Origin of the sequence: Mucilaginibacter sp., from assembly GCF_025359345.1 — a bacterium.
Classification (GTDB): Bacteria; Bacteroidota; Bacteroidia; order Sphingobacteriales; family Sphingobacteriaceae; genus Mucilaginibacter.
The window spans coordinates 1-19,975 of record NZ_JANYGQ010000012.1; the positions used below are offsets into that span (position 1 = coordinate 1).

Annotated in this window: 16 protein-coding genes and 1 rRNA gene; 7 read left to right on the plus strand and 10 right to left on the minus strand. The window is 41.3% G+C overall.

Features of this window, described 5'->3' with window-relative positions:
- The 4 genes from rrf to Q0R52_RS06285 form a co-directional block, all read left to right on the plus strand.
- Nucleotides 1-95, plus strand: a 5S ribosomal RNA gene (rrf, locus tag Q0R52_RS06270); the annotation flags it as partial.
- Between the two features lie 566 nt (nt 96-661).
- Nucleotides 662-838, plus strand: coding sequence for a lmo0937 family membrane protein (locus Q0R52_RS06275; RefSeq protein ID WP_295793164.1), 177 nt, complete (start codon nt 662-664; stop codon nt 836-838).
- A gap of 118 nt (nt 839-956) precedes the next feature.
- On the plus strand, nt 957-1,322 hold the full coding sequence (locus Q0R52_RS06280; protein ID WP_295793165.1) for a transmembrane 220 family protein: 366 nt from the start codon (nt 957-959) through the stop codon (nt 1,320-1,322).
- A 108-nt stretch (nt 1,323-1,430) separates the two neighbouring features.
- Nucleotides 1,431-1,856 (plus strand): hypothetical protein, encoded by a 426-nt coding sequence (locus tag Q0R52_RS06285; RefSeq protein ID WP_295793166.1) that lies wholly within the window; start codon nt 1,431-1,433, stop codon nt 1,854-1,856.
- 120 nt (nt 1,857-1,976) lie between these two features.
- On the opposite strand, the gene Q0R52_RS06290 is transcribed toward Q0R52_RS06285, so the two are convergent.
- From Q0R52_RS06290 to Q0R52_RS06310, 5 genes are all read right to left on the minus strand, one after another.
- Nucleotides 1,977-2,363: a hypothetical protein gene (locus Q0R52_RS06290; protein ID WP_295793168.1), complete on the minus strand. Its 387-nt coding sequence runs from the start codon at nt 2,361-2,363 to the stop codon at nt 1,977-1,979.
- A 213-nt stretch (nt 2,364-2,576) separates the two neighbouring features.
- Nucleotides 2,577-4,142 (minus strand): hypothetical protein, encoded by a 1,566-nt coding sequence (locus tag Q0R52_RS06295; RefSeq protein WP_295793169.1) that lies wholly within the window; start codon nt 4,140-4,142, stop codon nt 2,577-2,579.
- Nucleotides 4,139-5,977 (minus strand): glycosyltransferase, encoded by a 1,839-nt coding sequence (locus Q0R52_RS06300; protein ID WP_295793171.1) that lies wholly within the window; start codon nt 5,975-5,977, stop codon nt 4,139-4,141. Before Q0R52_RS06300 ends, Q0R52_RS06295 begins: the two co-directional genes overlap by 4 nt.
- A gap of 102 nt (nt 5,978-6,079) precedes the next feature.
- Nucleotides 6,080-8,161, minus strand: a complete 2,082-nt coding sequence (locus Q0R52_RS06305) for a cellulose biosynthesis cyclic di-GMP-binding regulatory protein BcsB (protein WP_295793173.1) — start codon at nt 8,159-8,161, stop codon at nt 6,080-6,082.
- 13 nt (nt 8,162-8,174) lie between these two features.
- Nucleotides 8,175-9,521 carry a HAMP domain-containing sensor histidine kinase gene (locus Q0R52_RS06310; RefSeq protein ID WP_295793175.1) on the minus strand — a complete coding sequence of 449 codons (1,347 nt, stop codon included), beginning with the start codon at nt 9,519-9,521 and terminating at the stop codon, nt 8,175-8,177.
- 224 nt (nt 9,522-9,745) lie between these two features.
- Between Q0R52_RS06310 and Q0R52_RS06315 the strand changes: the two genes are divergently transcribed.
- On the plus strand, nt 9,746-10,765 hold the full coding sequence (locus Q0R52_RS06315) for a cellulase family glycosylhydrolase (RefSeq protein ID WP_295793177.1): 1,020 nt from the start codon (nt 9,746-9,748) through the stop codon (nt 10,763-10,765).
- 50 nt (nt 10,766-10,815) lie between these two features.
- The gene (locus Q0R52_RS06320) at nt 10,816-11,793 is read left to right on the plus strand and encodes an acyl-ACP desaturase (RefSeq protein ID WP_252794081.1); all 978 of its coding nucleotides are present in this window, start codon (nt 10,816-10,818) and stop codon (nt 11,791-11,793) included.
- A gap of 37 nt (nt 11,794-11,830) precedes the next feature.
- Here the strand turns inward: Q0R52_RS06320 and Q0R52_RS06325 are convergent, their stop codons facing one another.
- The gene (locus Q0R52_RS06325) at nt 11,831-13,477 is read right to left on the minus strand and encodes a mechanosensitive ion channel family protein (protein WP_295793182.1); all 1,647 of its coding nucleotides are present in this window, start codon (nt 13,475-13,477) and stop codon (nt 11,831-11,833) included.
- A 35-nt stretch (nt 13,478-13,512) separates the two neighbouring features.
- A complete protein-coding gene (locus Q0R52_RS06330) occupies nt 13,513-13,839 on the minus strand; it encodes a hypothetical protein (RefSeq protein ID WP_295793183.1) in 327 nt (108 codons plus the stop codon).
- A 415-nt stretch (nt 13,840-14,254) separates the two neighbouring features.
- On the opposite strand from Q0R52_RS06330, the gene Q0R52_RS06335 reads away from it, so the two are divergent.
- Complete coding sequence (locus tag Q0R52_RS06335; RefSeq protein ID WP_295793185.1) at nt 14,255-15,277, plus strand: aldo/keto reductase; 1,023 nt, start codon at nt 14,255-14,257, stop codon at nt 15,275-15,277.
- Nucleotides 15,278-15,733: 456 nt separating this feature from the next.
- Here the strand turns inward: Q0R52_RS06335 and Q0R52_RS06340 are convergent, their stop codons facing one another.
- The 3 genes from Q0R52_RS06340 to Q0R52_RS06350 all read right to left on the minus strand — a co-directional run bounded on the left by Q0R52_RS06340 (nt 15,734) and on the right by Q0R52_RS06350 (nt 19,952).
- Nucleotides 15,734-18,274: an ATP-dependent Clp protease ATP-binding subunit gene (locus tag Q0R52_RS06340; protein WP_295793187.1), complete on the minus strand. Its 2,541-nt coding sequence runs from the start codon at nt 18,272-18,274 to the stop codon at nt 15,734-15,736.
- A gap of 438 nt (nt 18,275-18,712) precedes the next feature.
- Nucleotides 18,713-19,117 (minus strand): hypothetical protein, encoded by a 405-nt coding sequence (locus tag Q0R52_RS06345; protein WP_295793189.1) that lies wholly within the window; start codon nt 19,115-19,117, stop codon nt 18,713-18,715.
- A 70-nt stretch (nt 19,118-19,187) separates the two neighbouring features.
- Nucleotides 19,188-19,952 carry a hypothetical protein gene (locus Q0R52_RS06350; RefSeq protein WP_295793191.1) on the minus strand — a complete coding sequence of 255 codons (765 nt, stop codon included), beginning with the start codon at nt 19,950-19,952 and terminating at the stop codon, nt 19,188-19,190.
- Between the last annotated feature and the right edge of the window lie 23 nt (nt 19,953-19,975).

Sequence of the window (19,975 nt, forward strand, 5' to 3'; positions counted from 1 at the left end):
CGGTGTCCACCTCTTCCCATTCCGAACAGAGAAGTTAAGCCCGCCAGAGCCGATGGTACTGCAGTAAAATGTGGGAGAGTAGGTCGGTGCCAAATCTTATCAAGACCCTTAGTTCAGTGAACTAGGGGTTTCTTGTTTTATGGCGGTTGACTAATTGAATGGTGCCAGCGGATTCCTAAAGCTTGGTGATAAATGATTGTTAATTATTATCTTTAATTCAAGCTAAACAACAATTATGAATCGGCAAGTTTCACCAGGGGAGGTAACAGACAGGAACTCTTTCATTAAATTCACAAAGTCACTCAGAGCAGAACTTGAAGCGAACCCAACTGCCTGGGAAAATAATACACTAGCTAGCTTTCTGGAAGCACTGGAATCGTACACTGAAGATATTCAAGGTTATTACGATAATGTACATCCGGGCATTGATGCTGACGTGCCTTCATGGCGAATATTTGCAGACATAATTAGAGGTGCCACGATTTATGAGTAGCTAATTATAAGCCTAAAACATTATCAATTAACTATTAATAAACCTACAGTGGTATCCACGCTTGTCGTTAATGCAGTTTGCATTGAATTTGCAGTCAGTCACCAATTCGCTTCCAATTATTTAATTTCCACAACTAAAACAAACGCAACGATCTCAGGTTCAATTACTATGAGAAGTTTACTTTATATTATCGTAGTTATCCTGGTTATCAGCTGGCTGCTTGGGGGCTTTGCCTTCCACATTGGCGGCGACGCAATACATATAATTATTGTTATTGCCGTTATCCTTTTATTACTCAATTTGATTAATGGTGGCGGCAGGTCAGAACGGGGCCGCTGGTATTAACTTAATTGTCGCATGTAGTAACAGCCTTAGTTCAACCGGACGAGGCTTTTTTATTTAATGGGTAAGCTATAAGGTAATCTTTCCGGCAAATTTTATAAATTGGCGCCTTAACATTACCATGGTACTCATTATAATAAATATCATTTTCTGCATTGCTTTCCTGGCTTTTGCTTATGTAAACCTTAACGATGTTGATGCAGCGCTGTGGGTAACTATTTATATGTTTGCTGCCGTATGCTGTGGGCTGGCCGCGTACGGATTATATTACCCGGTAATTTATCTTGCTGCCATCGCTTTTTACCTGGTTTATGCAATTATTTTGTTTTTCGCCAAAGATGGAGTGCGCGATTGGATTGTGAAGTACAACAGGCCCAGCATTGTTGAAACCATGCAGGCCGAAAAACCTTATATTGAGAAAACCCGTGAGTTTTTCGGACTGCTAATAGTCGCCGGCGCGTTGGCTATCGACTACTTTGCATTATAGGTGATTTGCCAACTTCATAATATCCAGTGCGGTCGTAATTTCTCTAACTGTTTGATTTTAAGTATTTAAATTCCTAAGTTTGGGTATTAAATAACCTGGATCGACAATATGAACCCTATCGCGCAAAAAATAATTGACACTTGTGAAGCGAACTTCGATGCAAATGCCGACAACTGCAGTGGCTTTGTAAAAGCTGTTTCGACGGATTTATCTGTCACATTAACCGGCCAGGCAGATGATATCGTAGATCAAATACAAACAGCTGATTGGCAACAACTGGCCGATGGAGTAGAAGCAAAGGCAAAAGCCGATGATGGATGGCTGGTTGTGGGTGGGTTAAAAGGTGGGGAAAATGTGCCTCCGCAAAGCCATGGCCATGTGGTTATTGTTGTAAGCGGGCCGCTTGCGCACGATTTGTATCCTTCTGGTTATTGGGGCAAGCTTGGCAGTACCGGCAAGGAAAATACAACCATCAACTGGGCCTGGAATACAGACAGCCGTGACAAAGTAATTTACGCTGCTGTGCAGGTTTAACCCAGGTGGTTATATTGGACCTAAAAAAGAACGCCGGCGCCTTTTAGGAAGCCGGCAGTTCAGTGAATTTAATTTAATCAAACCGAAGACGGGATTAATCCTTATCCCGGGCAGTTGCAATTATCCTTCAACCGCGTCTTTAGGAGCCTGGCGCTCTTTGTGTTTCATTTTGTGTTTTTTTTTCCAGGCGGCGAACTTGGTTTTCTGTTCGTCGTTCAAAACGGCAAATACCTGTTTTTTTGTTGCCAGCCTGATGCTTTTAGCGGCCAGTTGTTTACCCTTTTTGTCAGCCGAAGGGTTGCTGTTTTTCAGGCTGTCCATGCGGGTCGCCTGTGTTAAAAATAGCGCATTTACCTGCTTGGCCTGTTGCTGGCTAAGGTTAAGTTTTTTTTGCAATGCCTTAGTATGATGAGCCGCACGCTGCTCCGGCGATTTCTTAGTAACCTGTGCACTGGCCATAAAGCCTAATCCTATAATAAAGGACGCTATTAAAATTAATCTTTTCATTTTTGAGTTTTTAGTAATTAACTTAACATAGGACTAATGCATTGCCAGATGGTTTAATTTCGAAGAAGTCCCGAAAGTCGATAAAGTCCGGAAAGAACGAAAGGTGGGGCGCAAGTACAAATCGAAAGGGTGAAAATTTTTTCGAAATAAAGAACGTCCTGATGCTAACCAGGACGTTCTTTTTCTTTCAGACTTTACCGACTCTTCCGACTACTATTCGTACACTTTATACAGTACCCAATCGCTTGTTTCGTATACACGATGTAACTTTAGGGCGCTGTTGGCTTTTTTAACTACCGGTATGTATTTATTATTTAGCTGCGTAAAGCCGGTTACTTCGTTTTTTTCGGAAGCAAGCAGTATGTAATCGTCGTATTTATCAGGCGCCTCAATGGCACTTAAATAAGTATTTTGATACGGCAGTGTTAGTCTTTGCAGGTCTTTTTTGTCGCGGGTAAAGGCTACTATCGGGAAAGCGATGGCATCATCAACTAAAACGTGTGCGCCTTCGGGCAAGTGGTTTATGTAATTTGCCAACTGGCGGTTTTCATCCTGGTGGGTGTCAGGCTCGCGGTTAAGCAATACGGTGATAAAGTTCTTCTCCTCGGTAAGTGAGGAGTTTTTGAGGAAGATATAGCCTGTATACAATTGCACGAGTGTTAAAACACCAACTATGGTTTTTAATATGGTTTGGTTACGAATAGTTTGTGCCTTATACAAAATACAAAGCAGAGCCAGTACAACGAATATTAGATAGTATTCTTGAGCTAAAAATACTTTCTCGTATTTAATGTGTAAAAACTCGATAAATGCAAATGGGGTAAGCAGCGTTAAAACCTGGTACATACTGTTCCTGAACAGGTAAATAGCCACCAAAATAAGCGGACAAAACAACAGCACCCTCGCCGATATTAAAATAGATGTTTCGGGAATCTGGTAAACCGTACTGGTTGATAGCTGGTCGAAGCTCAGCTTGTCTGCCAGTACCGTCCATGTAGCATAAGGGCTTTCGCTAAAGTAGTTCAAGTCCTGTGCGTGTGTTAAGTTCAGCAGCTTGTAACAAACAATGCAAGCCAGCGGCAACACGAACAGAATAATATAAAGCGCAAACGTTTTGTTGATCAGCTTTCGCCGCAGCGACGGGTTATTGAAGCTGATAAACAGCCTGAAAATGGACTCCTGTTCGCCCAGGTTTAAACTTTTTATAGTTATCGACAATACCAGCGGGATAAAGAATAAGGTAAGCCAAATGAACTTATAATCGCAAAATATGAGCAACACCAAACTTATACTTGCAATTGATACGTGGAACGTGGTGTTTGAATTGTAGAACTTTATCAGGTTAAAAAAGAACATGAAAAAGAAGACCATTACCAGCGCTATTGATTTACCCGAACAAGCGGCGTACAAAATACCCGGATGAAATATAAATATGATGAGTAGTATAAACAGGTAAAATTCATCTTTAGCCCTCCTCATTAATGCGCTGCCTATTAAAAAGAACAACACTGCCGTAATAATTGAAGATGCTATAACCGGCGCCAGCGGCGCGCTTATTGCCGAAAATATAAATGAAGCATAAAATGGCAATATTGGGGCAGTTAAACCCATTACCTTAAGCCTGTTGCCCAAACCGTCGACAACGATTTTGGTTTTTTCAATGTAGAACATTGCCTCCTGGCTTATATAACCTAAATGATTTAAGTGTATACCTAATACCAGGTAATAAATCGCCAGTAAAATGGTGATAAGTAACAGATATCTGGATTGATTTCTCATTTAACAATGTTTGTTGGATTGTTAACTTTACTAAGCCCGTGTTCTGTTTTTTCCCAGTAAAACGGCTTAACTATTAATTGGTAAAGGCCCTTAAAGGCAGCAACCGAGTGCATAAGCCAGTATACCGGGTTGGCGATAGAGAAAAGGATAAGCTCGTAATACCGCCTTTTAAACACTGCCATCATATTTATATAAATCATCAATATATTACCTACCATCAGGTTAAATATCGACATAAACAAAATCCAGTCGGGGAACAGTGTGCGAATGGTCGAAAGGTCGAACACCAGGTAGCTTATGAAAATGGCCAGCAAAAACGGGTACACCAAAAAGGTAAGTGGTGTAGCTCCGATAAAGAAGTTAAAACCAAGGAAACCTTTCCAGCCTAATTTTCTCCAAAGTGCAACCGGGTTACGCATGTGTACCAGGTACGTTTGCATATAGCCTTTAATCCACCGTGAACGCTGGCGAATCCAGTTGATGGGCTCGTTGTTAGCTTCCTCGTATGTGGTGGAGTTAATTACTGCAATTTTATAGCCTTTTGCATATGCGCGCAGGCCCAAATCAGCATCCTCGGTTACGTTAAACGGGTCCCAGGCGCCAAGTTCAACCAGGTTTTCCAGCTTAAAGTGGTTACTGGTACCACCCAAGGGGATAGGGATATCCAGGGTATCGAGGCCTGGCAACATATAATCAAACCAATATGAATACTCAAGGGTAAACATACGGGTCAAAAAGTTCTCGTTGCGGTTAAAGTAGTTTAGCGCGCTTTGGATACAAATGTAATTCGACGGCAGTTTGCCAAACATCGACACTACCTTTTTCAGTTGGTCGGTATCGGGGATATCTTCCGCATCGTAAATGGTTAGATATTTACCGCGTGCAAAATGAAGGCCGTAGTTACAGGCTTTCGGCTTTGTTTTAGGCATGTGGAACGGCACCACCACCACCTCAAATATGGCTGGGAAGTCCAGGTTGCGAACTGCATTTAGCGTTTTATCGTCATCCTCTTCTATCAGCAGTTTTACATCCAGCTTTTCGCGTGGGTAGTCGAGTGCCTGCAGGTTCCATATCAGCTTCTTTATCAGCTTATCTTCCTTATACACCGGTAATAAAATGGTATATATAGGCAGTTCGTCTTCCACAATTTCGCGCAGGTCTTCGCGGGTTACCGCCTGGTGCAGCTCAAAACGAGAGCCCATAAGCGCCAAAAACAGCTTAAACAATATCGCCACCAAAAAGAACGAGCTGATGAGGATATTGATAATAATAGAAGTGTTTTTAAAACTTACAACCAACCCGATAGTCACCAAACCTAGCAGGATAAAAAGGAAGGCAAGCTGGCCGGTTGAAAAGGTAATAAATGCCGAACTGTTAGGGTCGCGGTTCAGCAACTCGAAAACTGCCGACTTTACATATTTGTCGCCGGTTAATTTGTGGCTTAACCAGGTAATATCAAGGTCAGATGCTAATATAATTTCAGGCTCACAGTCGTAAGTAAACCTTATGAAATCAATAAACAACTGGTTTGACGGGTCGGCCATTACGGTTATAACCCTGCCGTTTTCAATACGTAAAGGCAGTGCAACGTGCTGGTCGGCAAACTTTAGTTCTATTTTGCTGAGTACGTCTGCGTCATGCGCGAGTTCCCTGATGGGCTGGAAAACGTAACCTGCATTTGTTAACGAGCGTTCGTAATTTTTACGGGAAATGTACCCGAAGTTTAACGCTATTTTGATAAATGACTGGCCGGTGGTGGCAGATAAATCATTAATCTTTTCCCGATCTTGCCTGGATATAAAACCATCATTAACCAAAAGTTCAGGAATTGACATATTATTCAGTTTCAGTAAAGTGTTAAAACAATTCTATTAAGTAACCTTATCCTATGCTATATAGGCTAAGGTTACTCATATAATCAATTGAAGCGACAATAATTAGTCGTTATATAATTCCTGTGATCTTTGTACTCTTGAACGAACAAACAGGAACGATAGCAGTATCAGCACCAGTATACCCAATAATATATACAGGTTATATTTTTCCCAGAACTGTGTGATAGCGCTCTTGGTATCAACATATTCAATATTTTCGCTTGATTTATTGATGTTGAACAGGTATTTGTTTGAGTTAACATCGGTAACACACACGTTGCTTGACAGGGTTGAAAGTTGCTCGGTAATTGAACGTGCGGCCGCTGTCAACGCTTCGGATATGTGTGTGCCGGTTGCGGTTAATACCAGCGTGGCATTATTACTTCTTCCGTAGAAAATCTGCGCCAAGCCGTTTGATGTTGTATCAGACAGTGAATATACCGCCTTGTTATTTTCGGCATTATATAAGCGGAAGTTTTCTTTAAAATTTATCGGCGCATCCGGAAATTCGCCCATCAGCTTATCTTCTTTACTTAACAGCGCTATAATGTTGTATTTCTTTAAGTCGCCGGCAGGAACATCTGATGAGAAAGCAAACTCAGGGAAGTTGTTTGAGTTGATGTTGTTGTTCAGCTCGTAAATAATTTCGCCAATGGCGCCAGCTGCATATTTTGCATATTCCTTTGATACGATAATGCGGGTAGTACCACTGTTAAACGCTTCAGGATACTGGTAAAAGCTAAGGTCGCTTGAGATGAATGGGTTTTTCGACTCCAGGTATGATTTCTCAGCATCAATCTCACCGAAGAAGTTGATAAAGCTGTTTTTACACAATCCGTTTGATGGGAAGAACCTAAACTCAGCTTCTAATGTATTGTATTTGTGGTGCTGATAACGGTTAATTGTTACCGATGTATTTAATTTACCAGAGGCGTCAAGCTTTTCACTGCTTATCAGCAAACCGTTAAGGTAAATGTTAAAGTAACCCCTATCACCAGGGCTTAAGCCGCTGTAGTTACCAATAAAGCGTATCTCAACTTCTTTTGGTGTAAAGTTAAAGTCGCTGTTTTTAAAGCTATATGCACTTTTTAGCGAACCAATACCGGAAAGGAAGTCGCTTGAACCACCGATTTGTTTCAGCGATAACTTCGACCGGTTTTCATCTATGCTCTTAAAATGAGTGTTTGATGCTGCGTCGATTAAAAGGTAATCACCAAAAGTTGAATTTAATATGTTGATGTTACCTAAGGCTGTGATAGCTTTTTCGTAACCTTCATCGTCGCCGCCGCTAACAAACAATATTTCGGCTGGTGAAGATGTTGTAGCAACCGATTTGTGAGCAACCATTACGCCTTTTTCGTTAACCATTTGAGTAATGGTATCGGTAGAAGACGACATAGATTTTGAGAGGTATAATATACCTTCTTTTGACTGTGGCGATACTTTGATCAGCGAGCGCTTGTCTTCTGGCAATGCACCTAAGGCGCCAACCTGGATGTAGTTTTTTACGCTGTCAGGCACTGCGGTTGCTTCATAAACAGATATTTTTCTGCCCGAAATTCTTTTCAGCCTTGCGTAAGCCCATGCAACGGCCTTTAAGTCTTTAAGGCTTGGATCGGCGGGGTAAACAATTGCTCTTTTTGAATCGAAGCAATTGCTGATGTTTACGTCGCTCAAGCCGGTTTTTGAATTTTTAACCAACGACAAGTAGGAGTAGTCCTTAACCTTAAGCCACATGGCGGGGTTATCCAAATCCTTACAGATATCGTCGCTAATTGCTAATAGCGTCTTGATCTGTATTTTAAGGAAATGATCGGGCGAAAGGTCGGCCCGGCTAAGGTTAAGTATTACCTTTTGAATGGTATCGGCACCTAGCCGTGCACTGTAAGCGGGTTTATCGTTGATAATTATATTGATAAAAGAGTGATCTTTTAACAAAGCCTGCGAAGGCTCAAAATATAATACCAGCTTACTCCCGTTCATTTCCACCATAGGCGAAATCTTAACGTAGATAGAACTTGCGCCGCTCATTCCGTAAATGGCGTCGTCAGCGTGCCCTAATGATTTGAAGGACACCACACTCTGGGCCAATGATGCCTTACTTAAAAGAAATACAAGGGCTAATAAGGTAAAAAATTTGTTCATTGGTTTGTCAATATTAGTTTATTACGTAAAATTCAACTCTAAAATAGTTTCCGTGATCGTCGCTTCTGTACGATATTTCACCACCCATTTCCTGGGTCATCAATTTTGCTATCGAAAGGCCTAACCCAACGCGGTTTTCGGTATGCTCCGATGCCTCGCTTAACGCATTAAGTTTGTTAAACATATCGTCAAGTTCCCGCTGGCCAATTGAAATACCTTCATCTATTATTTCAAAAACAAACTTCTGGCGCTGTAAACTGGTTACAACCTTGATATTATTGTTTGTTTGCGAAAATTTAATAGCGTTTGATAATAAGTTCTGGAAAACCTGACCGGCAAAAACACGGTCGAGGTTAACATTTATAGGTGTTTTTTGTATCTCGTCAATCAAATGAATATTTTTCATTTGAGCGGTTTCAGTCAACCCTTTAAATATATGCTGAACCTCGGAGTTAATGTCGAACACTTCGAGCTTAAAACGCATCTCGGGCGACTCGATTTCCTTAACGTCCATTAGCTTATTAAGCAGGTACTGCATTTTTGTGGCCGATTCGGCAATATAGCCTACAAACTCGGTTTGGTCGGCGCTAAGGCGATACCCTTCTTCCTTAATCATATTGTTACTCATGATTATTGAACCTGCGAGGTTCTTTAAATCGTGGCCGGCAATATTTATAAAGTTGTTTTTGTGGTTGTCAAGCTTGCGCAGTTCGTCGTACTGGGCATCAATAATATTATTTTTCTCGGCAATGTCGCGGTTTTGCTCTTTAAGTTGCTCGTTCGATTTGGTGATTAACAGCTGTGAGCGTACATCGCGTTCGATGATTTTATAACGCGCACCCGGCACAAAGCAAGATATTAATGCAATGATGAAGAAAAACTGCCCGCCGTTTTGGATTACAATGTCAAGCGTATATTGGCTAAAAAGAATAAAAAATATGCCCAGCAGCACCAATGCCAGCAATGCCTGTAAAACGGAGTTGATGGGCTCCCAAAACACCTGCAGGTTAAAAAACAGGAATATGGCACCGAACAATAGGTAATAAACGTTTAACTCGCCAATATCAACTATATTACATAATAAAGCTGAAGTGACAGATATTAAAAATAATGAAATATGTAATAATATCCGGAAATTGTAGTTCTTACGTTGAAAAATGCTGTAAAGCCCTAAAATAACAAGGTCGGTAATAATACGTGCAATAAAGAACTGCAGCCAATAATTATTGGCGAATATAAAATCAACAATGCTGAACAAGGGATAAACAAACAATATCATCCAAATGATATTATTGGTCTGGTACCAGGCCTTCTTTGAGATTTCTTTGTTTAGTTCTTCTTTTGTTAGTTGGACAAACATTAGTTAGGTTTTCTTAAATTATGATAGGATTGTTGTTATCAATAAATTTAATTCGTATAAAGTAACTCAAAATATTCAATACGTTTAAGCACATGTTTTGCACATATAAACATATTCATTACACTGTTGGCGCGTTATTAAAAAACATATTTATTTTTATGTTATTGATTGCTGCGCCTGCTGATATAGCAAAAAGTAATCCAACCACCCCAAATTTTCGACAAATGGCTTTCAAGCGTGCCAAAAGTCTCGATAACGGAATCTCTATTTCATGGTACGAACAAACCTGGAATAAAGACATTTTAGCTAAAACTCCGTTAAAAACCGCTGATTTTGAGCTTTTAAAACGCCTCGGTATTAAAAGCCTTAGGCTTCCTGTAGCGTTTGCGTATTTTGAATCCCAACAAACTCCGTTCGGGCAATTATTTTCCCACATTGATAAATTTGTTAAACAGTGCCATGCTTATGGGTTTAAGGTTATAATTGATTATCACAATGGTAACTTTAATGATAACAACTACAATACCGAGACCCCGAAGCTAATTGATTTGTGGACAAAACTCACCAAAAGGTACCTGCATGTAAATCATGACGACCTGTTTTTCGAGTTATACAACGAGCCACCGCACATGAATCCCGAAACCTGGAAGGACGCCGCTTACAACATTACTACTGCCATCAGGAAGATTGATAAAGAACGAACTTTAATTATAGGCGCCTCAAATTATAACAGCATCTATGAATTGAGCCGGTTTGTACGGCTGGCCGACGAAAATGTTATATATACCTTTCATTTTTATGAACCTTTTTTGTTTACGCACCAGGGAGCGGAGTGGATCGGCGCCCAGGAAAGCACCACCGGTGTGCCGTTTCCATACAACCAGGCAACTTTTCCGGCGCTGAACACGAGGGCAAAAAATACTGACGGAGAGAAGAATTATAACAAATATAAGTTAGACGGGAACGAGCAATCGGTGCGCGATAAGCTGCAGATTGTAAAAAGCTGGGCGGCAAGATATGATGTACCGATATTGTGCGGCGAATATGGCGTATATAATAAGTACGCCGATATTGACAGCCGTTGCCGCTATATTAAAACAGTAAGGCAATCACTTAAAACATTAAACATCCCCGGGATGTTATGGGATTATAATACTAATTTTTCTATTTTTAACGGGGCCCCCTCGGTGAACAACCTGCCCGATTGCATGAAAGACGCCATAGGTTATGGCGCGCAAAAATGATAATTTTTTTGTGGTTATAAATAGCTAACTTTGCACCATTAATATTTAATATGAGATTTTTTGACGATAAGCGACGCGAGGTGATGCAACACATCGAAAAATTCATGCTTGAAAAAAAGGATGAATACCTGAAACCCATCGATACCATCTGGCAGCCATCTGATTTTCTGCCCGATTCATCCCGCGATACTTTCTTTAGCGAAATTAAAGAACTGCGTGAAAGCGCCCAGGGCTTGTCGTACGACCTGATAGCCGTTTTAGTTGGCGATACCATTACCGAAGAAGCTTTACCAACTTACGAGTCGTGGTTAACCATGGTTGAAGGCGTGTCTGACGATGAAGCAGGTGGCTGGATGCAATGGACCCGGCACTGGACCGGCGAAGAAAACCGCCACGGTGACTTATTAAACAAATACCTCTACCTGTCGGGCCGTGTAAATATGCGGATGATGGAAATTTCAACCCAGTATTTAATATCCGATGGTTTTGACATCGGTACCGGGCACGATCCATACCGTAACTTTATTTATACCTCGTTCCAGGAACTGGCCACTAATGTTTCTCACCGTCGTGTCGCTTCGGCTGCAAAAAAAGATGGCGATACATTGCTGTCAAAAATGTGTGGCGTTATCGCCAGCGACGAAGCGCGTCACGCTAAAGCCTATAAATATTTTATTGAAAAGATATTTGAGGTTGACCCGAGCGAGGCCATGATTGCATTTGAGGATATGATGCGCAAAAAAATTGTTATGCCGGCGCACTTTTTACGCGAGGTTGGTTTAAAAATAGGCCAAACATTCGGCCATTTTACTGATGCCGCACAACGGCTGGGTGTATACACCGCTATTGACTATGTTGATATACTAAAAGAGCTGATAGAAGACTGGCACATTGAAAGCATGGTTGACCTTAACGAAACCGGCGAAAAAGCCCGTGATTATATCATGAACCTGCCCACTCGTTTATTACGCGTTGCCGAGCGGATGAAAAACCCCGGGCTTGAATATAAGTTTAGCTGGATTGGGTAAGGTAGCTGCATTTCTATATCATCACTAATATCATTGCTTATTGCTCCTTCTGGACTTTAAAGCCAGGCTTTACGTAATCTTTCGGTTTGTAATCATCCGGGATTTGTATGGTGTTTCCATCGCGCAATGCTGTGTAATGCGGTGACATAATTTCCACACCTGCTTCATTAAATTTGTCCTGTATTTGCTGATGTAGATTTGAGTAAATCAAGGCCATTTTGTGCGACTGTGAAGTGTAGGCATTCACCTGGTAGGTAACGTTAAAGTCATTCAGGTCGGTTTGTAAAATAAATGGCTTAGGCTCTGCCATTATCCCCTCTGTAGCCAAAGCGGCATCAATCATCAAACCATGGATAATACTCCACGGCGCATCATAACCAATGGTAATGCTGGTGTGCAATATCAACCCCAAATTTTTTGATGATGTAGTGTAATTGACCACAGCACCGCCTAATATGGTTGAATTTGGTACTGTAATATCTTCGTTTTTAATGGTACGAATCCGCGTTACCAGCAGGTTCTTCTCAATAATATCGCCGGTAATTTCCCCAACTTTTACACGGTCACCAATTTTAAACGGGCGCATGTAAGTAAGTACCAGGCCCGCCACCATGTTTGAAATTGCTGACGACGAGCCGAGCGAAAATAGCACGCCTAAAAAAACAGTTACCCCCTGGAAAATTTTCGAATCGGAGCCAGGCAGGTACGGGAATATCATCACAAACATAAAAGCATAAAGTAATACCCTGATAATGTTATAAGTTGGTTTGGCCCATTCGGGGTAAAAGTTTTTTATGATGATTGCCCCGTTTTCAATCTCGGTTGCAATAAACTTTACTAATTTTACAATATACCGGGTTGCAAGATAAATTACTGCAATAGTCAACAGGTTGGGTATGTAGTGTAATATGCCGAGCAAAATGTTTTTAACCGGGTTGATAACGTAGCCAAGCAGCTGGTTGGCAATAGCTTTCGTCCAAGGAAAAATGAGGAATGCGATAGGTAATGCAAGATAAACCAATAATACGATTACAAATAAACGCAGCACACGTAGCGAGCTTGTAAGAACTGGCAAAATCCGGTTGGCGTATCTTACCGGCGCCCCCTTCTCTCCTAATTTAGCGATCCGGCTTTCCCACGCTTTAATCATTTTTAGCTTTAGCCACCTGAATGCGCGGTTTACCAGCCAAATAAGTAAAAGCAGGATAATCACAACAGCCAGCGCCTCGAGGATGTTGATGATAACATCTTTAACACTGTTACTTTCAAAAACACTGCCCAGGTTTTTCTTTAAAATAGTTACATAGCTAGCGGCAAGCTGCGGCCTGTCTAATTCGGAAAATTTGGCATCTTCATCAGTAATAGCTAATAGCAGCTGGGAATTATAGGTGATGGAGGAGTTAGCAGAGTCGTTTTTTAGCACTATCGAATCCGGATTAAAGTCAATCCTGGATATAATATCGGCTATACGGCTGCTGACTACGCGGGCCCTTTCCTTAGTGTCGAATAAGCCCTGACCTCTGTAAAACTTAAAGAGCGTATCGTCCTTCACTATTACAGGTTCACCGATATTTACCCCCTTGATAACTGCTGCCGGTTTCTGTACAGCCGACGTCTTTGTTTGCCCGTATGTCAATACAGCGAACAGCAAAAAAAACGATAGACAGCAAGTTTTTGGTAACATAGGCAGCTTTTTATATTTAAAGCTACAGAAAATTATTATCCTTCTAAAACCAGGGTTACGTTACCGTCCATCGCCAGCTCTTCGAACAGGGAGTTAAGGATAGATTCCACGGTTATCGAATTTACGTCATCAACATAATGCTCCGAACGTGTAACGTGGAGTTGAGTCCCTTGTGGTTCTATCCTGAATAAAAAGCCTTCGTAGGTTTCCGGCTGCCAAATTTCAACTGCGCCGTTTTTTTCTGAAATGTCAAAACTCATGTCGCTTTGTTTTTGCTCGTGGAAAAGCGGGTTAAGTTTTTGCTGTAACAAGGCGAGTATTTCGGCTGTGGAAGTTGTTTTATGTATATTTATGATTTTCATGGCGATAGTTGTTATTTAATAATTACAAGTACATAGTTGTATTTGTTTGGATTTTTCAATTTAGTCAATGCTTATCGTCAATGCATTGCGAATAGGTGTTGCACCCTACGGGGCAAAAAATGTGTGGTAGCGTTTTTTTCTACCAATATTGGGCTCCTAAAGGAGCCGGGTGCCGGGCCGTTAAAATTGTGTGCAAGAAAAAAAATGAATACCGTAAACCGCCATTTCTCCGTGCTAAACCCCGCATGCTAAGCAGGCCCCATCGGGGCCAAATATTGGTAGCAAAAAAAAGAAGAGGGTTTTTCGCCCCATAGGGCGCGAAACCTAAGCGCCATGCTTTAAACATAATGTATTCACGATAATTTCCGCTTTTAGTTCAAATACCTCATATTTACCTTATAAACATCGATCAAATATGAAATACAAATTATTAGGCCGTTCGGGTCTTAAAGTTTCTGAACTATGCCTGGGTACAATGGGTTTTGGTACCGAGGCCGGCTGGGGCGCCGATAAAGACGCCAGCTTTGAAATTATGGACGCATTTGCTAACGCGGGCGGTAATTTTTTTGACACGGCCAACTTGTACAAAATGGGTACCAGTGAAAAAATCATCGGTGATTATATCAGCAACCATGACCGCGATTATTTTGTGCTGGCCACTAAATACTCACTAAAAGATAATACCACCAACCCCAACGCATCGGGCAATAACCGTAAAAACATGATGCGCAGTGTAGAGGAAAGCCTCAAACGCCTGAAAACTGATTTCATCGACCTGCTTTATCTCCATATTTGGGATGATATAACCCCGATTGATGAGGTAATGCGCGCCATGGATGATTTAATAAAACAAGGTAAGGTAACCTATGCCGCCATAAGCGATACCCCGGCCTGGGTGGTTGCCAAGGGCAATACGCTTGCCGAACTGATGGGCTGGAGCCAGTTTATAGCTTTGCAAGTAGAATATAGCCTGCTATCCCGCACGCCCGAGCGCGAGTTGATACCCATGGCTAAACATTTCGGTGTTACTATTACCCCATGGGCGCCATTGGGTGGAGGCGCATTAACCGGCAAATACCTGCGCGGCGAGCAGGGCCGCATAAAAGCCGAAAGTGTGCGCCGTAACGACCGCAGCACCGAAATAACCAAAGTTGTTATGGCCATTGCGGAAGAACTTGGTACAACACCCGGTAACGTTGCATTAAAGTGGACCATGCAGCAGGGGTTCTCGTCGATACCTATTGTTGGGGCTACCAAACTAAGCCAGCTTGAAGACAACCTCAAAACAGTTGATGTTGAGCTAAGTACCGATCATTTGAAACGCCTTGATGAAGTAAGCGCCATACAACTTGGGTTTCCAGGAGATTTTTTCAGAGAGGATGCTGTCAGGCTGAATAATTTCGGCGGATTTTATGATAAGGTGGAGAAGAGGGTTTGATGTGCGAATGTGCAGATGTGCGGATGATTTGATGATTTGAAGATGTGTTAATTTGAAAATACGTAATGGCATTGTCCCTTCAGCCTGGTTGAAGACTTCGAAATTTGATAGGAATGGCATACTTTTTTTAAATATTAAGCCCTTGTTTCGAGCCGTGGCTTTCAACAAGGGCTTTTTGTTCTCGCGAACAAATAAGGTTTAGGGGCGACATAAAAATAAGGCAAAAATGCATGTTGTCACACCCGTATTAACACCCAATTTTTTCGGGTGTTTTCCGCACATTTTTTACGTAAAAACCGCAATTTTTAACTTTTAGTGTAGTTTTAGTAAGTTATAATTATTTATTAATTAATAGTTAGTGGAGGGTAAATTCATCCGATGCGTATTTTCCGCGAAAAGCAAAAAAGGCCTGCTATTTTGATAGCAGGCCTTTTATATCATATTAAGTATGGGTAATTACTTTTGTTCTTCTTCTTCGGGCTTTTTATTCTCGCCTTCGGCTTTGCGGGCTACAATTTTTATTTCACCGCTTTCTTTATCGTAATCCACTTCCATGGTATCGCCTTCGGCAAGTTCGCCTTTAAGTATTTCTTCGGCAATCGGATCTTCCAGGTATTTCTGGATAGCGCGTTTTAACGGCCTTGCACCAAATTGCGAATCGTAGCCTTTATCGGCAATAAACTCTTTAGCGCCAAGGGTCAACTCAATTTTGTACCCAAGGATGTTAACCCTGTTAAACAGGAAGCCAAGCTCGATATCGATAATTTTGAAGATTTCGTCTTTACCTAACGAGTTAAACACGATAACATCATCAATACGGTTCAAAAACTCGGGAGCGAAAGCGCGTTTTAAGGCATTTTCTATTACACCACGCGAGTGTGAATCGGCCTGTGTGGTTTTTGCAGCAGTGGTAAAACCAACGCCCTGGCCAAAATCTTTCAATTGGCGGGCACCGATGTTCGATGTCATGATGATGATGGTGTTCCTAAAGTCAACCTTGCGGCCAAGCGAATCAGTTAACTGGCCTTCATCAAGCACCTGTAACAGTATATTAAATACATCAGGGTGAGCTTTTTCAATTTCATCAAGCAATACCACAGCATAAGGCTTGCGGCGTACCTTTTCGGTAAGTTGTCCGCCTTCTTCGTAACCTACGTAGCCCGGAGGCGCTCCTACCAAACGTGATACGGCGAATTTTTCCATGTACTCGCTCATATCAATTTGTATCAGCGCATCCTCGGTGTCAAACATAAAACGGGCAAGCTCTTTGGCAAGCTCAGTTTTACCAACACCGGTAGGACCCAAGAATATAAACGAGCCGATTGGCTTTTTAGGATCTTTTAAGCCGGCACGTGTACGTTGTATAGCGCGGGTTAATTTTTTAATGGCTTCTTCCTGGCCAATAATTTTGGTGCCAACGGTTTCAGCCATGTTCAGCAGCTTCAAACTGTCGGCCTGGCCTACACGCTGAACCGGGATGCCGGTCATCATGGATACCACTTCGGCAACATTATCTTCAGTTACAGTGTAACGTTTTGATTTTGTTTCAGCTTCCCAAATAGCTTTAGCCTGCTCCAATTCCTCCAACAAATGCTTTTCAGTATCGCGCAGCTTGGCAGCTTCTTCGTATTTCTGACTACGTACAACCTTGTTCTTTTCTACCTTAATCAGCTCGATTTTCTGCTCAATATCCAAAATGTTTTGCGGCACATGGATGTTGGTTAAGTGAACACGTGAGCCTGACTCGTCCAAAGCATCGATAGCCTTGTCCGGTAAAAAGCGGTCGGTAATGTAACGGGTGGTTAAAGTAACACAGGCGTTAATAGCTTCCGGAGTGTAAGTAACGCCGTGGTGTTCTTCGTATTTTTCTTTAATGCGGTTCAGTATCTCCACAGTTTCATCAGGTGTGGCCGGTTCAACCATTACCTTTTGAAAACGGCGGTCTAAAGCGCCATCTTTCTCTATGTACTGGCGGTACTCATCTAATGTGGTTGCGCCAATGCATTGTATTTCGCCGCGGGCCAACGCCGGCTTAAACATATTTGAAGCATCGAGCGAGCCGGAAGCGCCGCCTGCGCCAACTATGGTATGTATTTCGTCGATAAATAAAATTACGTCGGGCGATTTTTCAAGCTCGTTCATCACGGCTTTCATACGCTCCTCAAACTGGCCGCGGTATTTGGTACCTGCCACCAGCGACGCCAGATCAAGGGTAACCACGCGTTTGTTGAACAATACACGCGATACCTTACGCTGTACAATGCGCAACGCCAAACCTTCGGCAATGGCAGATTTACCTACGCCCGGCTCGCCTATTAATATAGGGTTGTTCTTTTTACGGCGTGACAGGATTTGTGATACGCGTTCAATTTCTTTTTCGCGGCCAACAATCGGGTCAAGACGACCGTCTTCGGCAGCTTTGGTTAAATCGCGGCCAAAATTATCAAGTACAGGTGTTTTTGATTTAATATCCGATACCTTTTTAGGCTGACTAAATGACTCTTCTTCTTTAAAGTCGTCGTCGCCCCCGGTAGGTGAACCCGGCATCTCGTCGGTTACGTCGTTTTTGTGCGACTCAACCTCGCCTTTAAAAATTTCGTAATTCACGTTAAACTGTGTTAAAATTTGTGATGCGATATTATCCTCATCGCGAAGAATAGAAAGCAGCAGGTGCTCGGTGCCTATTACATCGCTTTTAAAAATTTTAGCCTCAAGGTAAGTTATCTTTAATACTTTTTCGGCTTGTTTGGTTAACGGTATACTGCCAATATGTACGTTTGTGCCGATGGTGCCCTTTACGGCATCCTCAACAGAGCGACGTAATTTAGCTGTATCAACAGTTAGTTCTTTCAATAATTTTATTGCAACCCCATCCCCATCTCTTATCAAACCCAACAAAAGGTGCTCAGTTCCAATATAATCATGCCCCAGGCGCAAGGCCTCCTCTCTGCTATATTGTATAACGTCTTTTACCCGTGGCGAAAATTTAGCTTCCATATATATCCTTCCGATTTATGAACGTCCTAATGTATTAATTTGTTTCAATAATACGGACGTGTTGTTTTACACATATCAACAATATTATTGCCAAGTTTTTAAGTTATACCCAAAGCAGACATTGCAATGATAATCCTTTTTTTGAACCTGAATTTTGTTTAGCAATTTTATAAATAAAACCATCAAAAACAACACATTCAATAAAAAAAACGTGTATTTGTATGTTTTTGATATAATTATAGCACAATAGTTTAATTATATATACGTATGTCAGCTCATTATGGTGCTATTGGCAGTAAAATATTTTTTTTATGACATTAAGACATAGAGAGTAGAGATTAGAGACCGGAGGTTAGAGATTAGGAAAAGTTGGGTAGTTGATTAGGTTGTAGAGACGCAATGCTTTGCGTCTCCCGGTGCAAGGAGGCTAAGGTTATGTTATTCCTTCATCCTATAAAACGGTGTTAAACCATCGCTGCCGGTTAAGATCAGCGTGTCGTTACCTTTAAATTTCCAACCAAAATTTCGATAATAGCCATCATAATGTACCTGTATGCTGTCACCTTTGAACTTGTAGTTATAACCAGTGTTGTTATCAGGATAAAAGAACGTTTTTTTATCGATTTGGAACACTGCGTTGCCGCCAACGCTGTCGGCCCAGATGCCGATTAATTTTTCGGGTGATTTTGCAAGCACTTCATCTTTTTTAATTTTTATTGTTGATTTTTTTAAATCGGTAGCCCTGGTGTTATTTGAGGTAGTTTCGTTTGTGGAATTTTTTCCTGAATTGGGACGGCATGATATGATTATGCATAGTGCGGGGACGAGTAAAAGTTTTTTCATGAATTAGGGGACTTTGAGTGAGAAAATAAATCTATGAAGCCAATAAGAACAAGACACTTGGTAAGTACCGCTATATCGACCATAGCTCACTGACCAATTCTGCTAAATTGCCGAACAATAATGCTTCATCGCTAAGTACTCCATCTTCAAATGAATCTAAAAACTTGTTTATTTCCGGCATATAGGGAGCAACCCTCTTTACCAATCTCTTTTTTTCTTTTTCCGTCGCTTCGTCAACCAATTGTTCCCTGTCACTGTCGTCGCTCACGCTCCATTTTTTAATTAATGGTATCAGCGGATGTAAATTTGCGGGAATGTTTTTACGGAATATTTTTGTTTTTATATCTTTTTTAAACAGCGTGTCGTACTTGTTCACCAAATCAACAAGTATATCAATTGCTATAATCAAATTTCGGGTTGAACTTAAGGCCATGCAAATGCAGTTTTGATAAATAAATATCGATTCATTCGCCGTCAGCTCAAACTGTTTTAGCTCGCGAACAAACCTTTCTATTAAACCGCCAAATTTTTCGTTTAAAAAGGGAGCTTCGTCTTCTTTACCGATATAAAGTTTATAAGGATAGTCCGCCAAACCTAAAGGTTTATTATAACCAAATAGTTTATCAGGATTGTTAATTGAAAAAGAGAAATCAGCTTCAATAAAGCACTTAACCATAAACATTGACGGACCATATTCGTCGATTGCAAACCTATGGCCACCATAATCTTTAATCGCTAATTTTCTTAATGATGTCAGGTCAATATTCCAATGATAACAATTGTTGGAACTGATTTTTCCTCCCAGTTTTGCCGACAGTTCTTTTAGATAGTCCATAAATTAATTCTTGTCCAAAATAA